This window comes from Streptomyces sp. NPDC037100 (assembly GCF_055606225.1).
In genome coordinates, this window is sequence record NZ_JBVJSX010000002.1 from 44639 (window position 1) to 61109 (window position 16471).

A 16471-nucleotide genomic window follows, 5' to 3' on the forward strand; every position below is an offset into this window, starting at 1 on the left:
CCTTTCAACTTTTTAGGTAGACTTCATTCATGGAGACCGAGACGGCCACCCGCTGGCTGACCGATGCGGAGCAGTGCGCCTGGCGCACCCACCTGGAGGTCAACAGGCTGTTGACGTACCAGCTCGAGAAGGACCTGCAGCCGTTCGGCCTGACAATGAACGACTACGAGATCCTGGTGAATCTCTCCGAGTCCCCCGACCAGAGGATGCGGATGAGCGATCTCGCCTCCGCCACCCTCCAGTCCAAGAGCCGCCTCTCGCACCAGATCACGCGCATGGAGAACGCGAACCTGGTCCGGCGGGAGAACTGCGAGTCGGACCGCCGGGGCCTCTACGCGGTCCTCACCGACCACGGCATGGCGACGATGCAGAAGGTCGCGCCCCACCACGTGGCGTCCGTGCGCAGGCACTTCATCGACCTGCTGTCCCCCGAGGCCCTGACCGAGCTCGACAAGGGCCTCAAGCCCATCGCGGAGCACCTGCGCGGCCAGCGCGGGCGCCCGTAACCGCCGAAGGCCGGCTAGACGAGCGGCAGGCGGAGTTCGAACAGGGCTCCGCCTGCGGGCCCCCGCCCGGCCGTGAGGGTGCCGCGGTGCCGGACGGCGACGTCCCGGGCGATGGCGAGCCCCAGCCCGGCTCCGCCGTCGTCGCGGCTGCGGGCGGCGTCCAGCCGGACGAATCGTTCGAAGATCCGCTCCCGGTCGTCCTCGGGCACCCCGTCACCGTCGTCCGCCACCCCGACCACGGCCCGGTCACCCTCACGCCGCACGGTCACGGTGACGGCCGACCGGGCGTGCCGCTGGGCGTTGTCGAGCAGATTGGCGAGCACCCGCCCGAGCTGCCCCCGTGATCCGGCCACCTCCACCGGCTCCGCGTCCACGGTGACACCCGTCCGCCCCTCGGCATGCTCCCGGGCCAGTGCGGCGAGGTCGACCTTCGCGTCGCTGGGCCGCTCCCCCGCGTCGAGCCGGGCGAGCAGCAGCAGATCGGCCGCCAGCCGCTGCAACCGGACGGTGTCCTCCACGGCCCCGTCGAGGTCCAGCAGCTCGGGGTGCGCGGCGGCCACCTCCAGCTGCGTGCGCAGCGAGGCGATCGGACTGCGCAGTTCGTGGGAGGCGTCGGCGACGAACCTCCGCTGCCGCTCCACGGACGTCTCCAGCGCCGCGAGCGTCTCGTTGGTGGTGCTGGCGAGCCGCGCGACCTCGTCGTGCGTGTCCGGCTCCGGAACGCGCCGTGCGAGGTCCTCGGAGTGGGTGATCGCGGCCATCTCGCGCCGGATCCCCTCCACGGGCCGCAGGGCCCGCCGGGTGACCAGCCAGGTCACGGCCGCGACGACGCCGAGCAGCAGGGGGAAACCGATCAGCATCACCGTCAGCGCGCTCCGCACGGCCCCGTGCTCGGCGGCCAGCGGGGAACCGGCGTAGACCTTGAGGTGCCCGCGGTCGTGGGTCTCCACCTCGACGGCGGCGAAGCGATAGTCCTCCGCGTCGCCGTCGATCGTCGCGGACCCGTTGCTGAAGACGCTCTCCCCGGAGATCTCACCGGGTTCGAGGGCCTCGCCCGCGTCCTCGGAGTCGTCATCACCATCAGCCGTGGGACTCGCCGCCGCCCGCGGCTTCACCTGCGCGGTGTCGGTCCCGCTGATCTTCTCCAGATCCTCACTGGCCGCGACGAGCCGCCTGTGCTCGTCCAGGACCTGCACCGGCCCGTCGTCGCCGTCGAGCCCGGAGAGCTTGTCGTACGGCGTTCCGGCGGCGAGCTCGGAGGCGACCGCCCGCGCGGAGCGCTCCGCCTGCGTACCGGCCTCCCCGATCAGGTTGGACCGCAGGGACAGCAGCACCGCGGCCCCGGCGGCGACGAGCGCCACCGCGACCACGAGGGTCGCTCCCAGCGTGGCCCGCGCCCGGACGGACCCGAACAACCGCCTCACGGCGACGTCTCCAGCCGGTAGCCGGCCCCGCGCACGGTCCGGATCAGCCCCGCCCGCAGCTTCCGCCGCAGCGTGCTGACGTACACCTCGACGATGTTCGGATCGCCCTCGTACGCGAAGTCCCAGACGTGCTCCAGGATCTCGGACTTGGACACCACCTCGCCGGCCCGCAGCACGAGCTGCTCCAGCACGGAGAACTCCTTGGCGGTGAGGGTGACCTCGTCCTCACCGACGAACACCCGGCGCGCCGCGGTGTCCACCTTCAGATCGCCGTGCACATGCACGGGTGAAGCCCCGGCCCCCTGCCCTCGCCGCCGCAGCAGCGCCTTGACCCGGGCGACGAGCACGACGTACGAGAACGGCTTGGTCAGATAGTCGTCCGCTCCGGTGTCGAGCCCCTCGGCCTCGTCGTACTCGCCGTCCTTGGCGGTCAGCATCAGGATCGGCACGTCGTGCCCGGCGGCGCGCAGGGCGGCGCAGACCCGGTAGCCGTTGAGGCCGGGCAGCATGATGTCGAGGATGACCAGGTCGTATGTGCCCTCCGAGGCCTGGTACAGCCCCTCCCGTCCGTCGTGGACGACGTCCACGGCGTACCCCTCGGCCGTCAGGCCCCTGGCGAGCGACAGGGCCAGCCGCTTCTCGTCCTCCACGATCAACAGGCGCATGGGTAAAGAGTGGCAAAGGGAACCTGAAGATCCCTTCAGGGGGCTTCAGGTTCCTCTCAGCCTCCGTCAGCCAGAGTCGAAGACGTCGAAAACGAAACGACTCGGGAGGAATCCGCATGAAGCGCAACATCGTGATCGCCGCTGTGACCGCCGCCGCTCTGATCGGAGGCGGGACGGCCACGGCCCTCGCGACCACGGGAGGCGATCAGGGCTCGGCGCGGCAGGCGGCCACCACCCAGCTGTCGAAGAACGCGCAGGACGACCGCGACGACCGCGACGACCGCGACGACCGGGACGACGACGCGGCCCGGGCCGCCTCCGCGGACGTCACGGCGTCCGCGGCCATCGCCTCCGCGCTGAAGCACACCTCGGGCACGGTGGTCTCCGCCGAGCTGGACGACGAGGACGACAGCGGCAAGGTCGTCTGGACGGTCGACGTCCTGTCGGGCGACAACACCTGGCACAGCGTGAGCGTCGACCCGGCGAACGGCAAGGTCCTCGGCTCGCACACCGACGACGAGGACGACACGGCGCAGGTGCGGGCGGCTCTGAAGGGCTCGTCGGTGACCGCCGAGGAGGCCGCGAAGGCTGCCGCCGGCAAGGGTGTCGTGACGTCGGTCGACCTCGACGAGGACGGCAAGAACAAGGCCTGGGAGGCCGAGACCCGCAAGTCCGGCGGCGCCGAGCAGGACTGGAAGATCGACCTCGCCTCGGGCAAGGTCACGGCGGACCGCGCCGACGCGCAGGACGACGACGCGGACGACGCCGACGACCAGGACTGATCAGCAGCTGCCCCTCTTCACGGCCCCGGCGTCCACACGGACGCCGGGGCCGAGTGGGTCCGCAACCGTGCGCCGCGAGCCGCCGCTACGTCGGTGCCGGGGCCGAGTGGGTCCGCAACCGTGCGCCGCGAGCCGCCGCTACGTCGGTGCCGAGGCCGGGTGAGTCCGCAACCGTGCGCCGCGAGCTGCCGCTACGTCGGTGCCGAGGCCGGGGCCGGGTGGGTCCGCAACCGTGCGCCGCGAGCTGCCGCTGCGTCGGTGCCGGGGCCGGGTGGGTCCGCAGTCCGGCGGAACGGGGTGCCGCTGCGCCCACCCGTGCCGCCCCTGGCGGCACGCATGCCCGCAGCTGGGCGGCTGCGCCTACCCGCGGCTGGGCGGACCCGCACACGCGTACGGCGAGGAGGGGCCGTGTCGGGGGGGGCCGCCCGCAGCGGTTGGCGCGTCAAGGCGGTGGGCGCGTCAAGGGGGAGTCAGTCGGTGTGGCACCTCATCGCGCCGTTCCGAGGACGGACACCCCCCGGCGCGGCCCCGACCCACACCTCACGCGAAGGCGAAGCGAGCACGCACCCCCACCCGGCGAGAACCCGGAGCCGTCTCAGCCCTCCGTCAACCCGGCCACCAGCTCGTCAGCCGCCCGGTAGGGGTCCAGTTCGCCCGCGATGATCCGCTCCGCCAGCGCCCCGAGCCGTCGGTCTCCGTGCAGGTCCCCGATCCGCTCCCGCAGCGCCGTCACCGCGATCGTCTCGACCTCCCGCGACGCCCGGGCCAGACGCCGCTCCGCGAGAACGCCCCGCTCCTCCGTCCAGGCCCGGTGCTTCTCCAGCGCTTCGACGACCTCGTCGATGCCCTCGCCCCGCGCGGCGACCGTCTTCACGATCGGCGGCCGCCAGTCACCCGGCCCCCGGGACTCCCCCAGCCCCAGCATGTGGTTCAGCTCGCGGGCCGTCGCATCCGCCCCGTCCCGGTCCGCCTTGTTCACGACGTACACGTCGCCGATCTCCAGGATCCCGGCCTTGGCCGCCTGGATCCCGTCGCCCATCCCCGGCGCGAGCAGCACGACGGACGTGTCCGCCTGCGAGGCGATCTCCACCTCCGACTGCCCGACGCCCACCGTCTCGACCAGGATCACGTCACAGCCGGCGGCGTCCAGGACCCGGATCGCCTGCGGGGCAGCCCAGGCCAGCCCGCCCAGATGCCCGCGCGTCGCCATCGACCGGATGTACACGCCCGGGTCGGACGCGTGCTCCGACATCCGCACCCGGTCCCCGAGCAGCGCACCGCCCGAGAACGGGGACGACGGGTCGACGGCGAGCACGCCGACCCGCTTGCCCTGCTTGCGGTAGGCGCTGACCAGCGCCGAGGTCGACGTCGACTTGCCGACCCCGGGCGACCCGGTCAGCCCCACCACGTACGCCCCACCCGTCAGCGGCGCGAGCGCCGCCATGACCTCCCGCAGCTGCGGGGACGCCCCCTCCACCAGCGAGATCAGCCGGGCCACGGCCCGCGGCCGGCCTTCCCTGGCCTGGGCCACCAGGGTGGAGACGTCCTGCATCACAGCTCCGTTCAGACGAGGGACGTACCGATGGGGGACGTACCGAAACTCAGGCCTTGGGCACGCGCACGATCAGCGCGTCACCCTGACCGCCGCCACCGCACAGCGCGGCGGCACCCACGCCGCCCCCACGCCGCTTCAGCTCCAGCGCGAGATGCAGCACCAGACGCGCGCCGGACATCCCGATCGGGTGACCCAGGGCAATCGCGCCGCCGTTGACATTCACCTTTTCGGTGGACACTCCGAGGTCCTTCATGGACTGCACGGCCACGGCCGCGAAGGCCTCGTTGATCTCGATGAGGTCGAGGTCCGAGACCTCCAGGCCCTCCTTCTTCAGCGCGTGCAGGATCGCGTTGGACGGCTGCGACTGCAGCGAGTTGTCCGGCCCGGCCACGTTCCCGTGCGAGCCGATCTCGGCGATCCACTCCAGGCCGAGCTCCTGCGCCTTGGCCTTGCTCATCACGACGACGGCGGCGGCACCGTCGGAGATCTGCGAGGCGGAACCGGCCGTGATCGTGCCGTCCTTGGCGAACGCCGGACGCAGCTTCCCGAGCGACTCCGCGGTCGTGTCACCGCGGATGCCCTCGTCCTTGCTGAAGAGCACCGGGTCGCCCTTGCGCTGCGGGATCTCGACGGGCGTGATCTCGGCCTCGAACAGGCCGTTCTTCTGGGCGGCGGCGGCCCGCTGGTGCGACAGCGCGGCGATCTCGTCCTGCTCGGGCCGCGCGATGCCGAGGCGCGTGTTGTGCTTCTCCGTCGACTCGCCCATGGCGACACCGTCGAAGGAGTCGGTCAGACCGTCGTGGGCCATGGCGTCGAGCATCTCGACGGCGCCGTACTTGTAGCCCTCGCGGGACTTCGGCAGCAGGTGCGGGGCGTTGGTCATGGACTCCTGGCCACCGGCGACGACCACGTCGAACTCACCCGCACGGATGAGCTGGTCGGCGAGCGCGATGGCGTCGAGACCGGACAGACACACCTTGTTGATGGTCAGCGCGGGCACGTTCATCGGGATGCCGGCCTTGACCGCGGCCTGACGGGCCGGGATCTGCCCCGCACCGGCCTGGAGCACCTGCCCCATGATCACGTACTGCACCTGGTCGCCACCGATCCCCGCACGGTCGAGGGCGGCCTTGATCGCGAAGCCGCCGAGGTCGGCTCCGGAGAAGGACTTGAGCGAACCGAGCAACCGGCCCATGGGCGTACGCGCGCCCGCGACGATCACCGAGCTGTTCGCTTCGGAAGTTCCAGAAGACATGAGCTGCGATCCCCTTACCGACTGCACAGCCGAGGAGTGAACGAGGGTTTACTTCGAATGTACTGAGTGGCACTCCGTGCCGTCATCGGGCTGTCGGTGTGATCGCGCGCACGTTGCGTAACCACCTCGGGGGCGCTGCACTGAATCCATGCTGACGCGAATCGACCACATCGGAATCGCCTGTTTCGACCTCGACAAGACCGTCGAGTTCTACCGTGCCACCTACGGCTTCGAGGTGTTCCACTCCGAGGTCAACGAGGAGCAGGGCGTGCGCGAGGCCATGCTCAAGATCAACGATACGTCCGACGGCGGCGCCTCGTACCTGCAGCTCCTGGAGCCGACCCGCGAGGACTCCACCGTCGCGAAGTGGCTCGCCAAGAACGGGGAGGGCGTCCACCACATCGCTTTCGGTACGGCAGATGTCGACGGTGACGCCGAGGAGATCAAGGGCAAGGGCGTACGCGTGCTGTACGAAGAGCCGCGAATCGGTTCCATGGGGTCACGGATCACCTTCCTGCACCCCAAGGACTGTCATGGCGTACTGACAGAACTGGTCACTTCGGCGCCTGTTGAGTCACCTGAGCACTGACCCTCGTACATAGGGGCCGGTAGGGTTGGGGGCGGTCGCCGCTCAGTCCAGGGTGACCGCGGTCCCGCCGTGCGACGGCAGGACCACCGGGGTCCGGGTTTCGGGGGACGAGCGTCGGGGCAGCAGCCTCTGCTCCGCCGATGATCTGACACCATTCCCCGGGGGCCCCGTTCGGCGTATGGACGGAGCTCGTTCGGTAAGAGTTGCGACCAGGGGACGGATGGGACCGCGCAGTGCGGGGCTACGAGAGCCAGGAGCGAGAGCCGGCGGCTGACGTCGACCACCTCTCTCGGTTCGAAGCCGAGATGAAGCGGCTGAAGACCGAGCGGGAAAAGGCGATCCAGCACGCCGAGGACCTCGGCTACCAGGTCGAGGTGCTGCGCGCCAAGTTGCACGAGGCGCGGCGCACCATCATGTCCCGGCCCTCCTTCGAGGGGGGCGACATCGGCTGGCAGGCCGAGCAGTTGCTCCGCAACGCGCAGGTGCAGGCCGACCAGATCCGGGCGGACGCCGACCGGGAGCTGAGCGAGGCCCGGGCCCAGACCCAGCGGATCCTCCAGGAGCACGCCGAGCAGGCGGCCCGGCTCCAGGCGGAGCTGCACCAGGAGGCGGTGACCCGCCGCCAGCAGCTGGACCAGGAGCTGTCCGAGCGCCGCCAGACGGTCGAGTCGCACGTCAACGAGAACGTGGCGTGGGCCGAACAGCTGCGGGCCCGCACCGAGCAGCAGGCCCGCCGGCTGCTGGAGGAGTCCCGGGCCGAGGCCGAGCAGGCCCTGGCCACCGCCCGCGCGGAGGCCGAGCGGCTGGCGACCGAGGCGCGGCAGCGGCTGACGAGTGCGGCCGAGGAGGCCCGCGCCGAGGCCGAGCAGATCCTGCGCCGCGCCCGCACGGACGCCGAGCGCCTGCTCAACGCCGCCTCCACGCAGGCGCAGGAGGCCACCGACCACGCCGAGCAGCTGCGCACGTCGACCGTCACCGAGTCGGAGTCGGCGCGCCGCGAGGCCCAGGAGCTGAGCAAGGCCGCCGAGCAGCGGATGGCCGAGGCCGAGGAGGCGCTGCGCAAGGCGCAGACCGAGTCGGAGAAGCTGGTCACGGAGGCCAAGGAGGCCGCCGCCAAGGCCCTGGCGAGCGCCGAGTCGGCGAACGAGACGCGCACGCGCACCGCCAAGGAGCAGGTCGCCCGGCTGGTCGAGGAGGCCACGAAGGAGGCCGAGAACACCAGGTCCGAGGCCGAGCAGATCGTCGCCGACGCCAAGGCCGAGGCCGAGAAGATCGTCGCGGAGGCCTCCGAGAAGGCCCGCACACTCACCGCCGAGGAGACCGCGACCCAGCTGTCCAAGGCGGCCAGGACCGCCGAGGAGGTCCTCAACAAGGCGTCGGAGGACGCCAAGAAGACCACGAAGGCCGCCGCCGAGGAGGCCGAGCGGATCCGCTCCGAGGCCGAGGCCGAGGCGGACCGGCTGCGGGCCGAGGCGCACGACATCGCCGAGCAGCTCAAGGGCGCGGCGAAGGACGACACCAAGGAGTACCGCGCCAAGACGGTCGAGCTGCAGGAGGAGGCCCGCCGGCTGCGCGGCGAGGCCGAGCAGCTGCGGGCGGACGCGGTCGACGAGGGCGAGAAGATCCGCGCCGAGGCCCGCAAGGAGGCCGTGGCGCAGATCGAGGAGGCGGCGAAGTCCGCCGAGGAGCTGCTCGCCAAGGCCAAGGCGGACGCGGACGAGCTGCGTACGACGGCCCAGACGGACAGCGAGAAGGTCCGCACCGAGGCCATCGAGCGGGCGACGACCCTGCGCCGGCAGGCCGAGGAGACCCTCCAGCGCACCCGGCAGGAGGCCGAGCGGCACCGCGAGGAGGTCGTCGAGCAGGCCGAGGCGCTCAAGCAGGACGCCGAGCGCGCGGCGCGGGAGCTGCACGAGGAGACCGAGCGGGCCATAGAGGCCCGTCGTGCGGAGGCCGCCGAGGAGCTGACCCGGCTCCAGACGGAGGCGGAGGAGCGGCTGACGGCCGCCGAACGGGCTCTGTCGGACGCCCGTGAGGAGGCCGCGCGGATCCGCCGCGAGGCCGCCGAGGAGAACGAGCGGCTGCGTGCCGAGGCGGCCGAGCGGATCCGTACGCTCCAGCAGCAGGCCGAGGCGGAGGCCGAGCGGCTGCGCGACGAGGCCGTGTCGGACGCGTCCGCGGCGCGTGCCGAGGGCGAGGCCGTCGCCGTGCGGCTGCGCTCGGAGGCGGCGACCGAGGCCGAGCGGCTGAAGTCGGAGGCGCAGGAGAGCGCCGACCGGATGCGCGCGGAGGCGCAGTCCGCCGCCGAGCGGCTCGCCGCGGAGGCGTCGGAGACGCTGGCCGCCGCCCAGGAGGAGGCCAACCGCCGCCGCCGCGAGGCCGAGGAGCTTCTCGGCAGCGCCCGGCAGGAGGCCGACCAGGAGCGCGAGCGGGCCCGCGAGCAGAGCGAGGAACTGCTGGCCTCGGCGCGCAAGCGCGTGGAGGACGCCCAGACCGAGGCCGTACGGCTGGTCGAGGAGGCCGACCGCCGTGCCACGGAGATGGTGTCGGCGGCCGAGCAGCACGCCCAGCAGGTCCGGGATTCCGTCGCGGGGCTGCACGAGCAGGCCCAGGAGGAGATCACCGGCCTGCGCTCCGCCGCCGAGCACGCGGCGGACCGTACCCGCCGGGAGGCCCAGGAGGAGGCGGACCGGGTCCGTTCCGACGCCTACGCCGAGCGGGAGCGGGCGAGCGAGGACGCGAGCCGGCTGCGGCGCGAGGCACACGAGGAGTCCGAGGCCGCCAAGGCGCTCGCCGAGCGGACGATGTCCGAGGCGATCGCGGAGGCGGAGCGGATCCGCACGGACGTCGCCGAGCACGCCCAGCGGGTGCGCACGGAGGCGTCGGACGCGATCGCCGAGGCGGAGCAGAGCGCCTCGCGTACCCGGGCGGACGCCCGGGAGGACGCCAACCGCATCCGGTCGGACGCGGCGACGCAGGCGGACGCCCTCATCACCGAGGCGCGCAACGAGGCGGAGCGGCTCACCACCGAGACGGTCCAGGAGACCGACCGGCTGCGGATGGAGACGGTCAACGAGGCCGAGCGGGTCCGCACCCAGGCCCTGTCCGAGGCCGAGCGCGTCCGGTCCGAGGCGGCCACGGAGGCCGACCGAGTGCGGGCCGAGTCGGTCGCCAAGGCCGACCAGCTGGTCGCGGAGGCCACCGGCGAGGCGGAGCGGCTGCGGGCCGAGGCCGCCGAGACGGTCGGCTCGGCGCAGCAGCACGCCGAGCGGACCCGCCGTGAGGCCGAGCGTGTCAAGACCGACGCGGAGGCGGAGGCGGAGCGGCTCGTCGGCACCGCGCGCGAGGAGGCCGACCGCACGCTGGACGAGGCCCGCAAGGACGCCAACAAGCGGCGCTCCGAGGCGGCCGAGCAGGTCGACAAGCTCATCACGGAGACCACGGCCGAGGCGGACAAGCTGCTGACCGAGGCGCAGCAGCAGGCGCACAAGACCACCGCGGAGGCCGAGTCGCAGGCCGACACGATGGTGGGCGCGGCCCGCACCGAGGCCGACCGGCTGGTGTCCGAGGCGACGGTCGAGGGCAACTCCCTGGTGGAGAAGGCCCGTACGGACGCCGACGAGCTGCTGGTGGGCGCGCGCCGGGACGCCACGCAGATAAGGGAGCGTGCCGAGGAGCTGCGCGACCGCATCACCTCCGAGATCGAGGAGCTGCACGAGCGGGCCCGCCGCGAGTCGGCCGAGACGATGAAGTCGGCGGGCGACCGCTGCGACGCGCTCGTCAAGGCGGCCGAGGAGCAGCTGGCGAAGGCGCAGGCCAAGGCGAAGGAGATCGTCTCGGAGGCCAATTCCGAGGCGGGCAAGGTCCGTATCGCCGCGGTGAAGAAGGCGGAGGGGCTGCTCAAGGAGGCCGAGCAGAAGAAGACCACGCTGGTCCGGGAGGCCGAGGAGCTCAAGGCCGAGGCGATCCGCGAGGCCAAGCGCACGGTCGAGGAGGGCAAGCGCGAGCTGGAGGTCCTGGTCCGCCGCCGGGAGGACATCAACGCCGAGATCTCCCGTGTCCAGGACGTCCTGGAGGCGTTGGAATCCTTCGAGGCACCCGCCGGCTCCAAGGACGGCGGAGTCAAGGCGGGCGCGACGGTCGGCGCGCCCCGATCGGGTGGCAAGTCCTCGGACGGCTAGCGTCCGGCCAGGCCGAGGGAGCCCGATTCCGGGGCCATCCGGGGGCTTTGCCCAAGTTTTGGCAAGTGATCCGCCGCTTAGCCACTCAAAAGGGGTCTCATTTTCCAGATCAAACGCGCATCCGCTCGATGACACACCGTTTCGGCCCCTAGGATTCCACCTATCACCTCACCGGTCTCATTCGACAGGAACCCCATGAGCGACACTTCCCCCTACGGCTTCGAGCTTGTGCGGCGTGGGTACGACCGCGCTCAGGTGGACGAACGTATCTCCAAGCTCGTCTCCGACCGTGACAGCGCTCTCGCCCGCATCACCGCTCTGGAAAAGCGCATCGAAGAGCTCCACCTCGAGACGCAGAACGCCCAGGCCCAGATCACCGACGCCGAGCCGTCGTACGCGGGTCTCGGCGCACGCGTGGAGAAGATCCTCCGCCTCGCCGAGGAGGAGGCGAAGGACCTGCGCGAGGAGGCCCGGCGCGCCGCCGAGCAGCACCGCGAGCTCGCCGAGTCGGCGGCCCAGCAGGTGCGCAACGACGCCGAGTCGTACTCCGCGGAGCGCAAGGCGAAGGCCGAGGACGAGGGCCTGCGGATCGTCGAGAAGGCCAAGAGTGACGCCGCCCAGCTGCGTTCCGAGGCGCAGAAGGACGCGCAGTCCAAGCGTGAGGAGGCGGACGCCCTCTTCGAGGAGACCCGCGCCAAGGCCGCTCAGGCCGCCGCCGACTTCGAGACGAACCTCGCCAAGCGCCGCGAGCAGTCCGAGCGCGACCTGGCCTCCCGTCAGGCCAAGGCCGAGAAGCGCCTCGCCGAGATCGAGCACCGCGCCGAGCAGCTGCGCCTGGAGGCCGAGAAGCTGCGCACGGACGCCGAGCGCCGCGCCCGCCAGACGGTGGAGACGGCTCAGCGCCAGGCCGAGGACATCGTGGCCGACGCCAACGCCAAGGCCGACCGCATCCGTTCGGAATCCGAGCGCGAGCTGGCCGCCCTCACCAACCGCCGCGACAGCATCAACGCCCAGCTGACGAACGTCCGCGAGATGCTCGCGACGCTCACGGGCGCCGCGGTGGCCGCCGCCGGCACGCCGGCCGAGGACGAGCCGATCTCCCGTGGGGTCCCGGCCCAGCAGTCCCGGTAACACCGGGGTATACGGAGTCTGAACCTCCGCAAAGCCCTCTGCCGCTCGGGTGGCAGAGGGCTTTGCCACGCTCTAGCGTGGCGGCATGATTGAGCTGGAGGGGCTGACGAAGCGGTACGGCGAGAAGGTGGCGGTCAACAACCTGTCCTTCACTGTCAGACCGGGCATCGTCACCGGCTTCCTCGGGCCGAACGGCGCGGGCAAGTCGACGACCATGCGGATGATCCTCGGTCTCGACCATCCGACCGCCGGCGACGTCCGTATCGACGGCAAGCACTACCCGCAGCTCAAGGACCCGCTGACGTACATCGGCGCCCTGCTGGAGGCCAAGGCCTGGCACGGCGGGCGCACCGCCTACAACCATCTGCTGTGCCTCGCGCAGAGCAACGGCATTCCGCGCAGCCGGGTGCGGGAGGTGCTGGAGACGGTCGGGCTGACGGCGGTCGCGAAGAAGAAGACCAAGGGCTTCTCGATGGGCATGGGGCAGCGGCTCGGCATCGCCGCCGCGCTGCTCGGCGACCCGCGGATCCTGATGTTCGACGAGCCGGTCAACGGCCTCGACCCGGAGGGCATCCACTGGATCCGCACCCTGATGAAGTCGCTCGCCGCGCAGGGCCGGACCGTGTTCGTCTCCTCCCATCTGATGAGCGAGATGGCCCTGACGGCCGAGCACCTCGTCGTGATCGGGCAGGGGCGGCTCCTCGCGGACACCTCCATGGCGGACTTCATCGACCGCAACTCACGCAGCTACGTCCGGGTCCGCAGTCCGCAGCGGGAGCGGTTGCTCGACGTGCTGCACCAGGCCGGGATCGTGGCCGTGGAGAGCGGTGACGGGGTGCTGGAGGTGGACGGCGGCAAGGCCGAGCACATCGGGGAGCTGGCGGCGCAGCACCGGATCACGCTGCACGAGCTGAGTCCGCAACAGGCCTCGCTGGAGGAGGCGTTCATGCGGCTGACCGCGGAGTCGGTGGAGTACCACGCACACAGCGGGACGAGCGCGACGAGCCCCGAGCCACCGCGGCAGCAGTGGGGCGACGGCTGGAAGAGGGGCTGAGGCATGGCGGTGACGCAGGTCGTACGGTCGGAGTGGACCAAGATCCGGTCGGTGGCATCCACGGTGTGGACACTCTCGTTGGTGGTGGTCGTGACGGTCGCCCTCGGCATGCTGATCTCGGCGCTGTCCAAGAACGAGTTCGACTCGATGAACGCGCAGGACCGGGCGGAGTTCGACCCGACGTTCATCAGTTTCGCGGGGATGAGTCTCGGTCAGCTCGCGATGATCGTCTTCGGGGTGCTGGTCGTGTCGAACGAGTACAGCACCGGCATGATCCGCACCTCGCTGGCCGCGGTGCCGCAACGCGGCTCCTTCCTGTTCAGCAAGATCGCGGTAGCCAGTGGGCTCGCCCTCCTGGTCGGCCTCGTCACCAGCTTCGCCGCCTTCTTCCTCGGGCAGGCGATGCTGGGCTCGCACCGGGCGGAGATCGGCGACCCGGGGGTGCTGCGGGCCGTGCTCGGCGGGGGCCTCTACATGGCGCTGATCGCGATGTTCTCCATGGGCGTCGCCGCGATGCTGCGCTCGCCGATGCTGTCGCTGGGCATCCTGATGCCGTTCTTCTTCCTGATCTCCAACATCCTGGGCAACGTCGACGCGACGAAGAAGGTCGGCCGGTTCCTTCCGGACCAGGCGGGCAGCAAGATCATGCAGGTGGTCACGCCGATCGACGACGACACTCCGTACGGACCGTGGGGCGGCCTCGGGATCATGGGGCTGTGGGTGCTCGCGGCGCTCGTCGGCGGCTACGTGCTGCTGAAGAAGCGCGATGCCTAGGGGGACAGGCGTGGCGTGACCTTTTACCTGCTCTTGGAAGGAACCGTCAGCGCCTCGATATCCTCCTAACCCTTACGGGGGCGTGTGCCCCGCTGTCCTGAACCTTGCGATGGGTGCGGAGCATGATCGAAGCAGTCGGCCTGACGAAGCGCTACGGCGACAAGACCGCTGTGTACAACCTTTCCTTCCAGGTGCGGCCCGGAGCCGTCACCGGCTTCCTCGGGCCGAACGGCTCGGGCAAGTCGACGACGATGCGCATGATCCTCGGCCTGGACAATCCGACGGCCGGGCAGGTGACGATCGGCGGCTATCCATACCGCAGACTGCCCAACGCCGCCCGGCAGGTCGGTGCCCTGCTGGACGCCAAAGCGGTGCACGGCGGCCGGTCCGCCCGCAACCACCTGCTGTCCCTGGCCCAGCTCTCGGGCATCTCGTCCCGGCGGGTGGACGAGGTGCTCGGGGTCGTCGGTCTGCAGGACGTGGCCAAGAAGCGGTCCAAGGGCTTCTCCCTCGGCATGGGGCAGCGGCTCGGCATCGCCGCGGCGCTGCTCGGCGACCCGCAGGTGCTGCTGTTCGACGAACCGGTCAACGGCCTCGACCCCGAGGGCATCCTCTGGGTGCGCAACCTGATGAAGGCGCTGGCGGCGGAGGGCCGCACGGTCTTCGTCTCCTCCCACCTGATGAGCGAGATGGCGCTGACCGCCGACCACCTCATCGTCATCGGGCGCGGCCAGCTGCTCGCGGACATGAGCATCACCGACTTCATCTCTGCGAACTCGGCGGACTTCGCGCGCGTGCGGACGCCCGACACCGAGCCGCAGCAGCGCGAGAAGCTGTCGGCCGCGCTCACCGAGGCGGGCGGTCATGTACTGCCCGAGCAGGACGGCGCGCTGCGCGTGACCGGGCTGCCGCTGCCCCGCATCAGCGACATCGCGCACGGCACCGACGTACGGCTGTGGGAGCTGTCGCCGCACCAGGCCTCCCTGGAGGAGGCCTACATGCGGATGACGCAGGGCGCCGTCGACTACCGCTCGACCATCGACCAGAAGGAAGGGCTCCAGCAGCCGCTGCCGCCCGGGGCGCAGCCGCCGATGCCGGTGCCCGGGCAGGGCCAGCCGGGCTGGTACGCCCCGCCGCCTCCCCAGCAGGGCGGCGCGCCCTTCCCGGGCCCGCCGCAGGGCGCACCGGGCGGCGCACCGGGCCAGGCTCCGGCGGGCCCGTACGGCTCCGCCCAGGGCGCCTCCGGCCCGGGCACCCCCAACCCGTACGCCCAGCCCGCGCCCCAGACGCCCCTTGCGCCCCAGGGTGCCCCGCAGCAGGCTCCGCAGGGCGAGGCGGGCGGACCGGCCGGCGCGTCCGTGACGCCGGCGCCCCAGAGCGCTCCGCAGGGCTCCGCCCGGCCCGGGCCTCAGGGCGCCCCGGGTCAGGCCCCGGCAGCCGCCCCGCCCGCGTCCCAGCCGGCCGCCGCGCCGTCCGCGCCCGCCGCCGCCCCGACCTCCGACCTGACCAAGCCCGAGGACGCCCGATGAGCAGCCCCCAGTCCCAGATGCCGCAGGCCGCGCCCGCCTGGCAGGCGGCTCCCGGTTCCGCCCCCCACCCCGGCGGCCCCGGCTACACCTCGCCGATCCCGGTCGTGCGCACGCACCTCGGGCACGCCATCGCGTCCGAGTGGACGAAGATCAGGTCGGTGCGCTCCACCATGTGGACGCTCGGCGTGTTCGTCCTGCTCGTCATCGGCATCGGCACGCTGACCGGCGTGGTGGTGGCCGAATCCGACCCGGCTCTGGGCGGCGAGAGCCCGCTCGGCCTGGGCTTCTTCGGGCTGCTGCTGGGCAGCATGTGCATCATCACGCTGGGCGTGCTGACCACGGCCTCGGAGTACGGCACCGGCATGATCCGCACCACGATGGTCGCGTGCCCGAGCCGGGGCAGGGTGCTGGCGGCGAAGGCCGTGGTGTTCTTCCTGACCGCGTTCGTCGTGACGCTGGTGTCCGCGGCCCTCGTCGCCTTCCTGCACGTGGCGATGCTGGAGGGCGAGGGTGCCAAGTCCCCCTCCGGAGGTGAGTGGCTGAAGGGCACGGTCGGCATCTCGCTCTACATCGCGCTGCTCGGCCTGCTCTCGCTCCTCGTCGGCTCGATCATCCGGCACTCGGCGGGCGCCATCACCATCATGATCGGCACCGTGCTGGCCCCCCTGGTGATCGCGCTGTTCATGTTCTCGGAGTCCCTGCAGGGCGTGCGCGACGCACTGTTCGAGTACTCGATCCCGAACCAGCTCAGCGTCTTCTACGCCAACTCCCTCAGCCAGTCCGGCCCGTCCGGATGGGACCCGCTGTGGATCATCCTCGGCGTCACGGCCGTGGCGTTCGCCGGCGCCTTCGTGCTCCAGGAGAAGCGGGACGTCTGAGCCCGGTCAGAACCTCGGCGCGTTACGGGACCGGCGCACCCCCCTGGGGGGGGGGTGCTTGATGTTCCACAGGACCTTTTGCCATGGAGGTTTTTCCCTACACCCCCCTGGTTCCTCCCCGCCCCCCCACGCAGGACCCCCCCCCAGA

13 protein-coding genes are annotated in these 16471 nt (G+C 71.6%); 9 read left to right on the plus strand and 4 right to left on the minus strand.

All coding sequences use genetic code 11. The features are described 5' to 3' along the window. The first annotated feature begins 29 nt into the window (after positions 1–29). The gene (locus ACZ7EG_RS05285; protein WP_351636723.1) at positions 30–506 is read left to right on the plus strand and encodes a MarR family winged helix-turn-helix transcriptional regulator; all 477 of its coding nucleotides are present in this window, start codon (positions 30–32) and stop codon (positions 504–506) included. A gap of 14 nt (positions 507–520) precedes the next feature. Here ACZ7EG_RS05285 and ACZ7EG_RS05290 read toward each other — a convergent pair whose 3' ends face one another. Next, on the minus strand, positions 521–1930 hold the full coding sequence (locus tag ACZ7EG_RS05290; RefSeq protein ID WP_471072626.1) for a sensor histidine kinase: 1410 nt from the start codon (positions 1928–1930) through the stop codon (positions 521–523). Beyond that, positions 1927–2595 (minus strand): response regulator transcription factor, encoded by a 669-nt coding sequence (locus ACZ7EG_RS05295; protein ID WP_471072628.1) that lies wholly within the window; start codon positions 2593–2595, stop codon positions 1927–1929. The genes ACZ7EG_RS05290 and ACZ7EG_RS05295 overlap by 4 nt, the downstream gene beginning before the upstream one ends. 116 nt (positions 2596–2711) lie before the next feature. Here ACZ7EG_RS05295 and ACZ7EG_RS05300 point away from each other — a divergent pair, with 116 nt between their 5' ends. After that, on the plus strand, positions 2712–3377 hold the full coding sequence (locus tag ACZ7EG_RS05300; protein WP_471072631.1) for a PepSY domain-containing protein: 666 nt from the start codon (positions 2712–2714) through the stop codon (positions 3375–3377). A gap of 595 nt (positions 3378–3972) precedes the next feature. Here the strand turns inward: ACZ7EG_RS05300 and meaB are convergent. Next, on the minus strand, positions 3973–4929 hold the full coding sequence (gene meaB / locus ACZ7EG_RS05305) for a methylmalonyl Co-A mutase-associated GTPase MeaB (RefSeq protein WP_471072635.1): 957 nt from the start codon (positions 4927–4929) through the stop codon (positions 3973–3975). Between the two features lie 49 nt (positions 4930–4978). Then, the gene (locus ACZ7EG_RS05310) at positions 4979–6187 is read right to left on the minus strand and encodes an acetyl-CoA C-acetyltransferase (RefSeq protein WP_471072638.1); all 1209 of its coding nucleotides are present in this window, start codon (positions 6185–6187) and stop codon (positions 4979–4981) included. 148 nt (positions 6188–6335) lie between these two features. Here ACZ7EG_RS05310 and mce point away from each other — a divergent pair, with 148 nt between their 5' ends. The 7 genes from mce to ACZ7EG_RS05345 all read left to right on the plus strand — a co-directional run bounded on the left by mce (position 6336) and on the right by ACZ7EG_RS05345 (position 16323). Next, entirely contained in the window at positions 6336–6776 is a 441-nt protein-coding gene (gene mce, locus ACZ7EG_RS05315) for a methylmalonyl-CoA epimerase (RefSeq protein ID WP_471072641.1), read from the plus strand. Between the two features lie 233 nt (positions 6777–7009). Then, positions 7010–10957: a polarized growth protein Scy gene (gene scy / locus ACZ7EG_RS05320; RefSeq protein ID WP_471072644.1), complete on the plus strand. Its 3948-nt coding sequence runs from the start codon at positions 7010–7012 to the stop codon at positions 10955–10957. A 195-nt stretch (positions 10958–11152) separates the two neighbouring features. Next, positions 11153–12088, plus strand: a complete 936-nt coding sequence (locus tag ACZ7EG_RS05325) for a coiled-coil domain-containing protein (RefSeq protein ID WP_184850054.1) — start codon at positions 11153–11155, stop codon at positions 12086–12088. Between the two features lie 85 nt (positions 12089–12173). Continuing rightward, positions 12174–13142 (plus strand): ABC transporter ATP-binding protein, encoded by a 969-nt coding sequence (locus tag ACZ7EG_RS05330; RefSeq protein WP_104788699.1) that lies wholly within the window; start codon positions 12174–12176, stop codon positions 13140–13142. 3 nt (positions 13143–13145) lie between these two features. Then, the gene (locus ACZ7EG_RS05335; protein ID WP_358292359.1) at positions 13146–13916 is read left to right on the plus strand and encodes an ABC transporter permease; all 771 of its coding nucleotides are present in this window, start codon (positions 13146–13148) and stop codon (positions 13914–13916) included. A 122-nt stretch (positions 13917–14038) separates the two neighbouring features. Beyond that, positions 14039–15445 (plus strand): ABC transporter ATP-binding protein, encoded by a 1407-nt coding sequence (locus ACZ7EG_RS05340; protein WP_471072648.1) that lies wholly within the window; start codon positions 14039–14041, stop codon positions 15443–15445. Next, positions 15442–16323: an ABC transporter permease gene (locus ACZ7EG_RS05345; protein ID WP_471072651.1), complete on the plus strand. Its 882-nt coding sequence runs from the start codon at positions 15442–15444 to the stop codon at positions 16321–16323. The genes ACZ7EG_RS05340 and ACZ7EG_RS05345 overlap by 4 nt, the downstream gene beginning before the upstream one ends. Positions 16324–16471 lie beyond the last annotated feature (148 nt).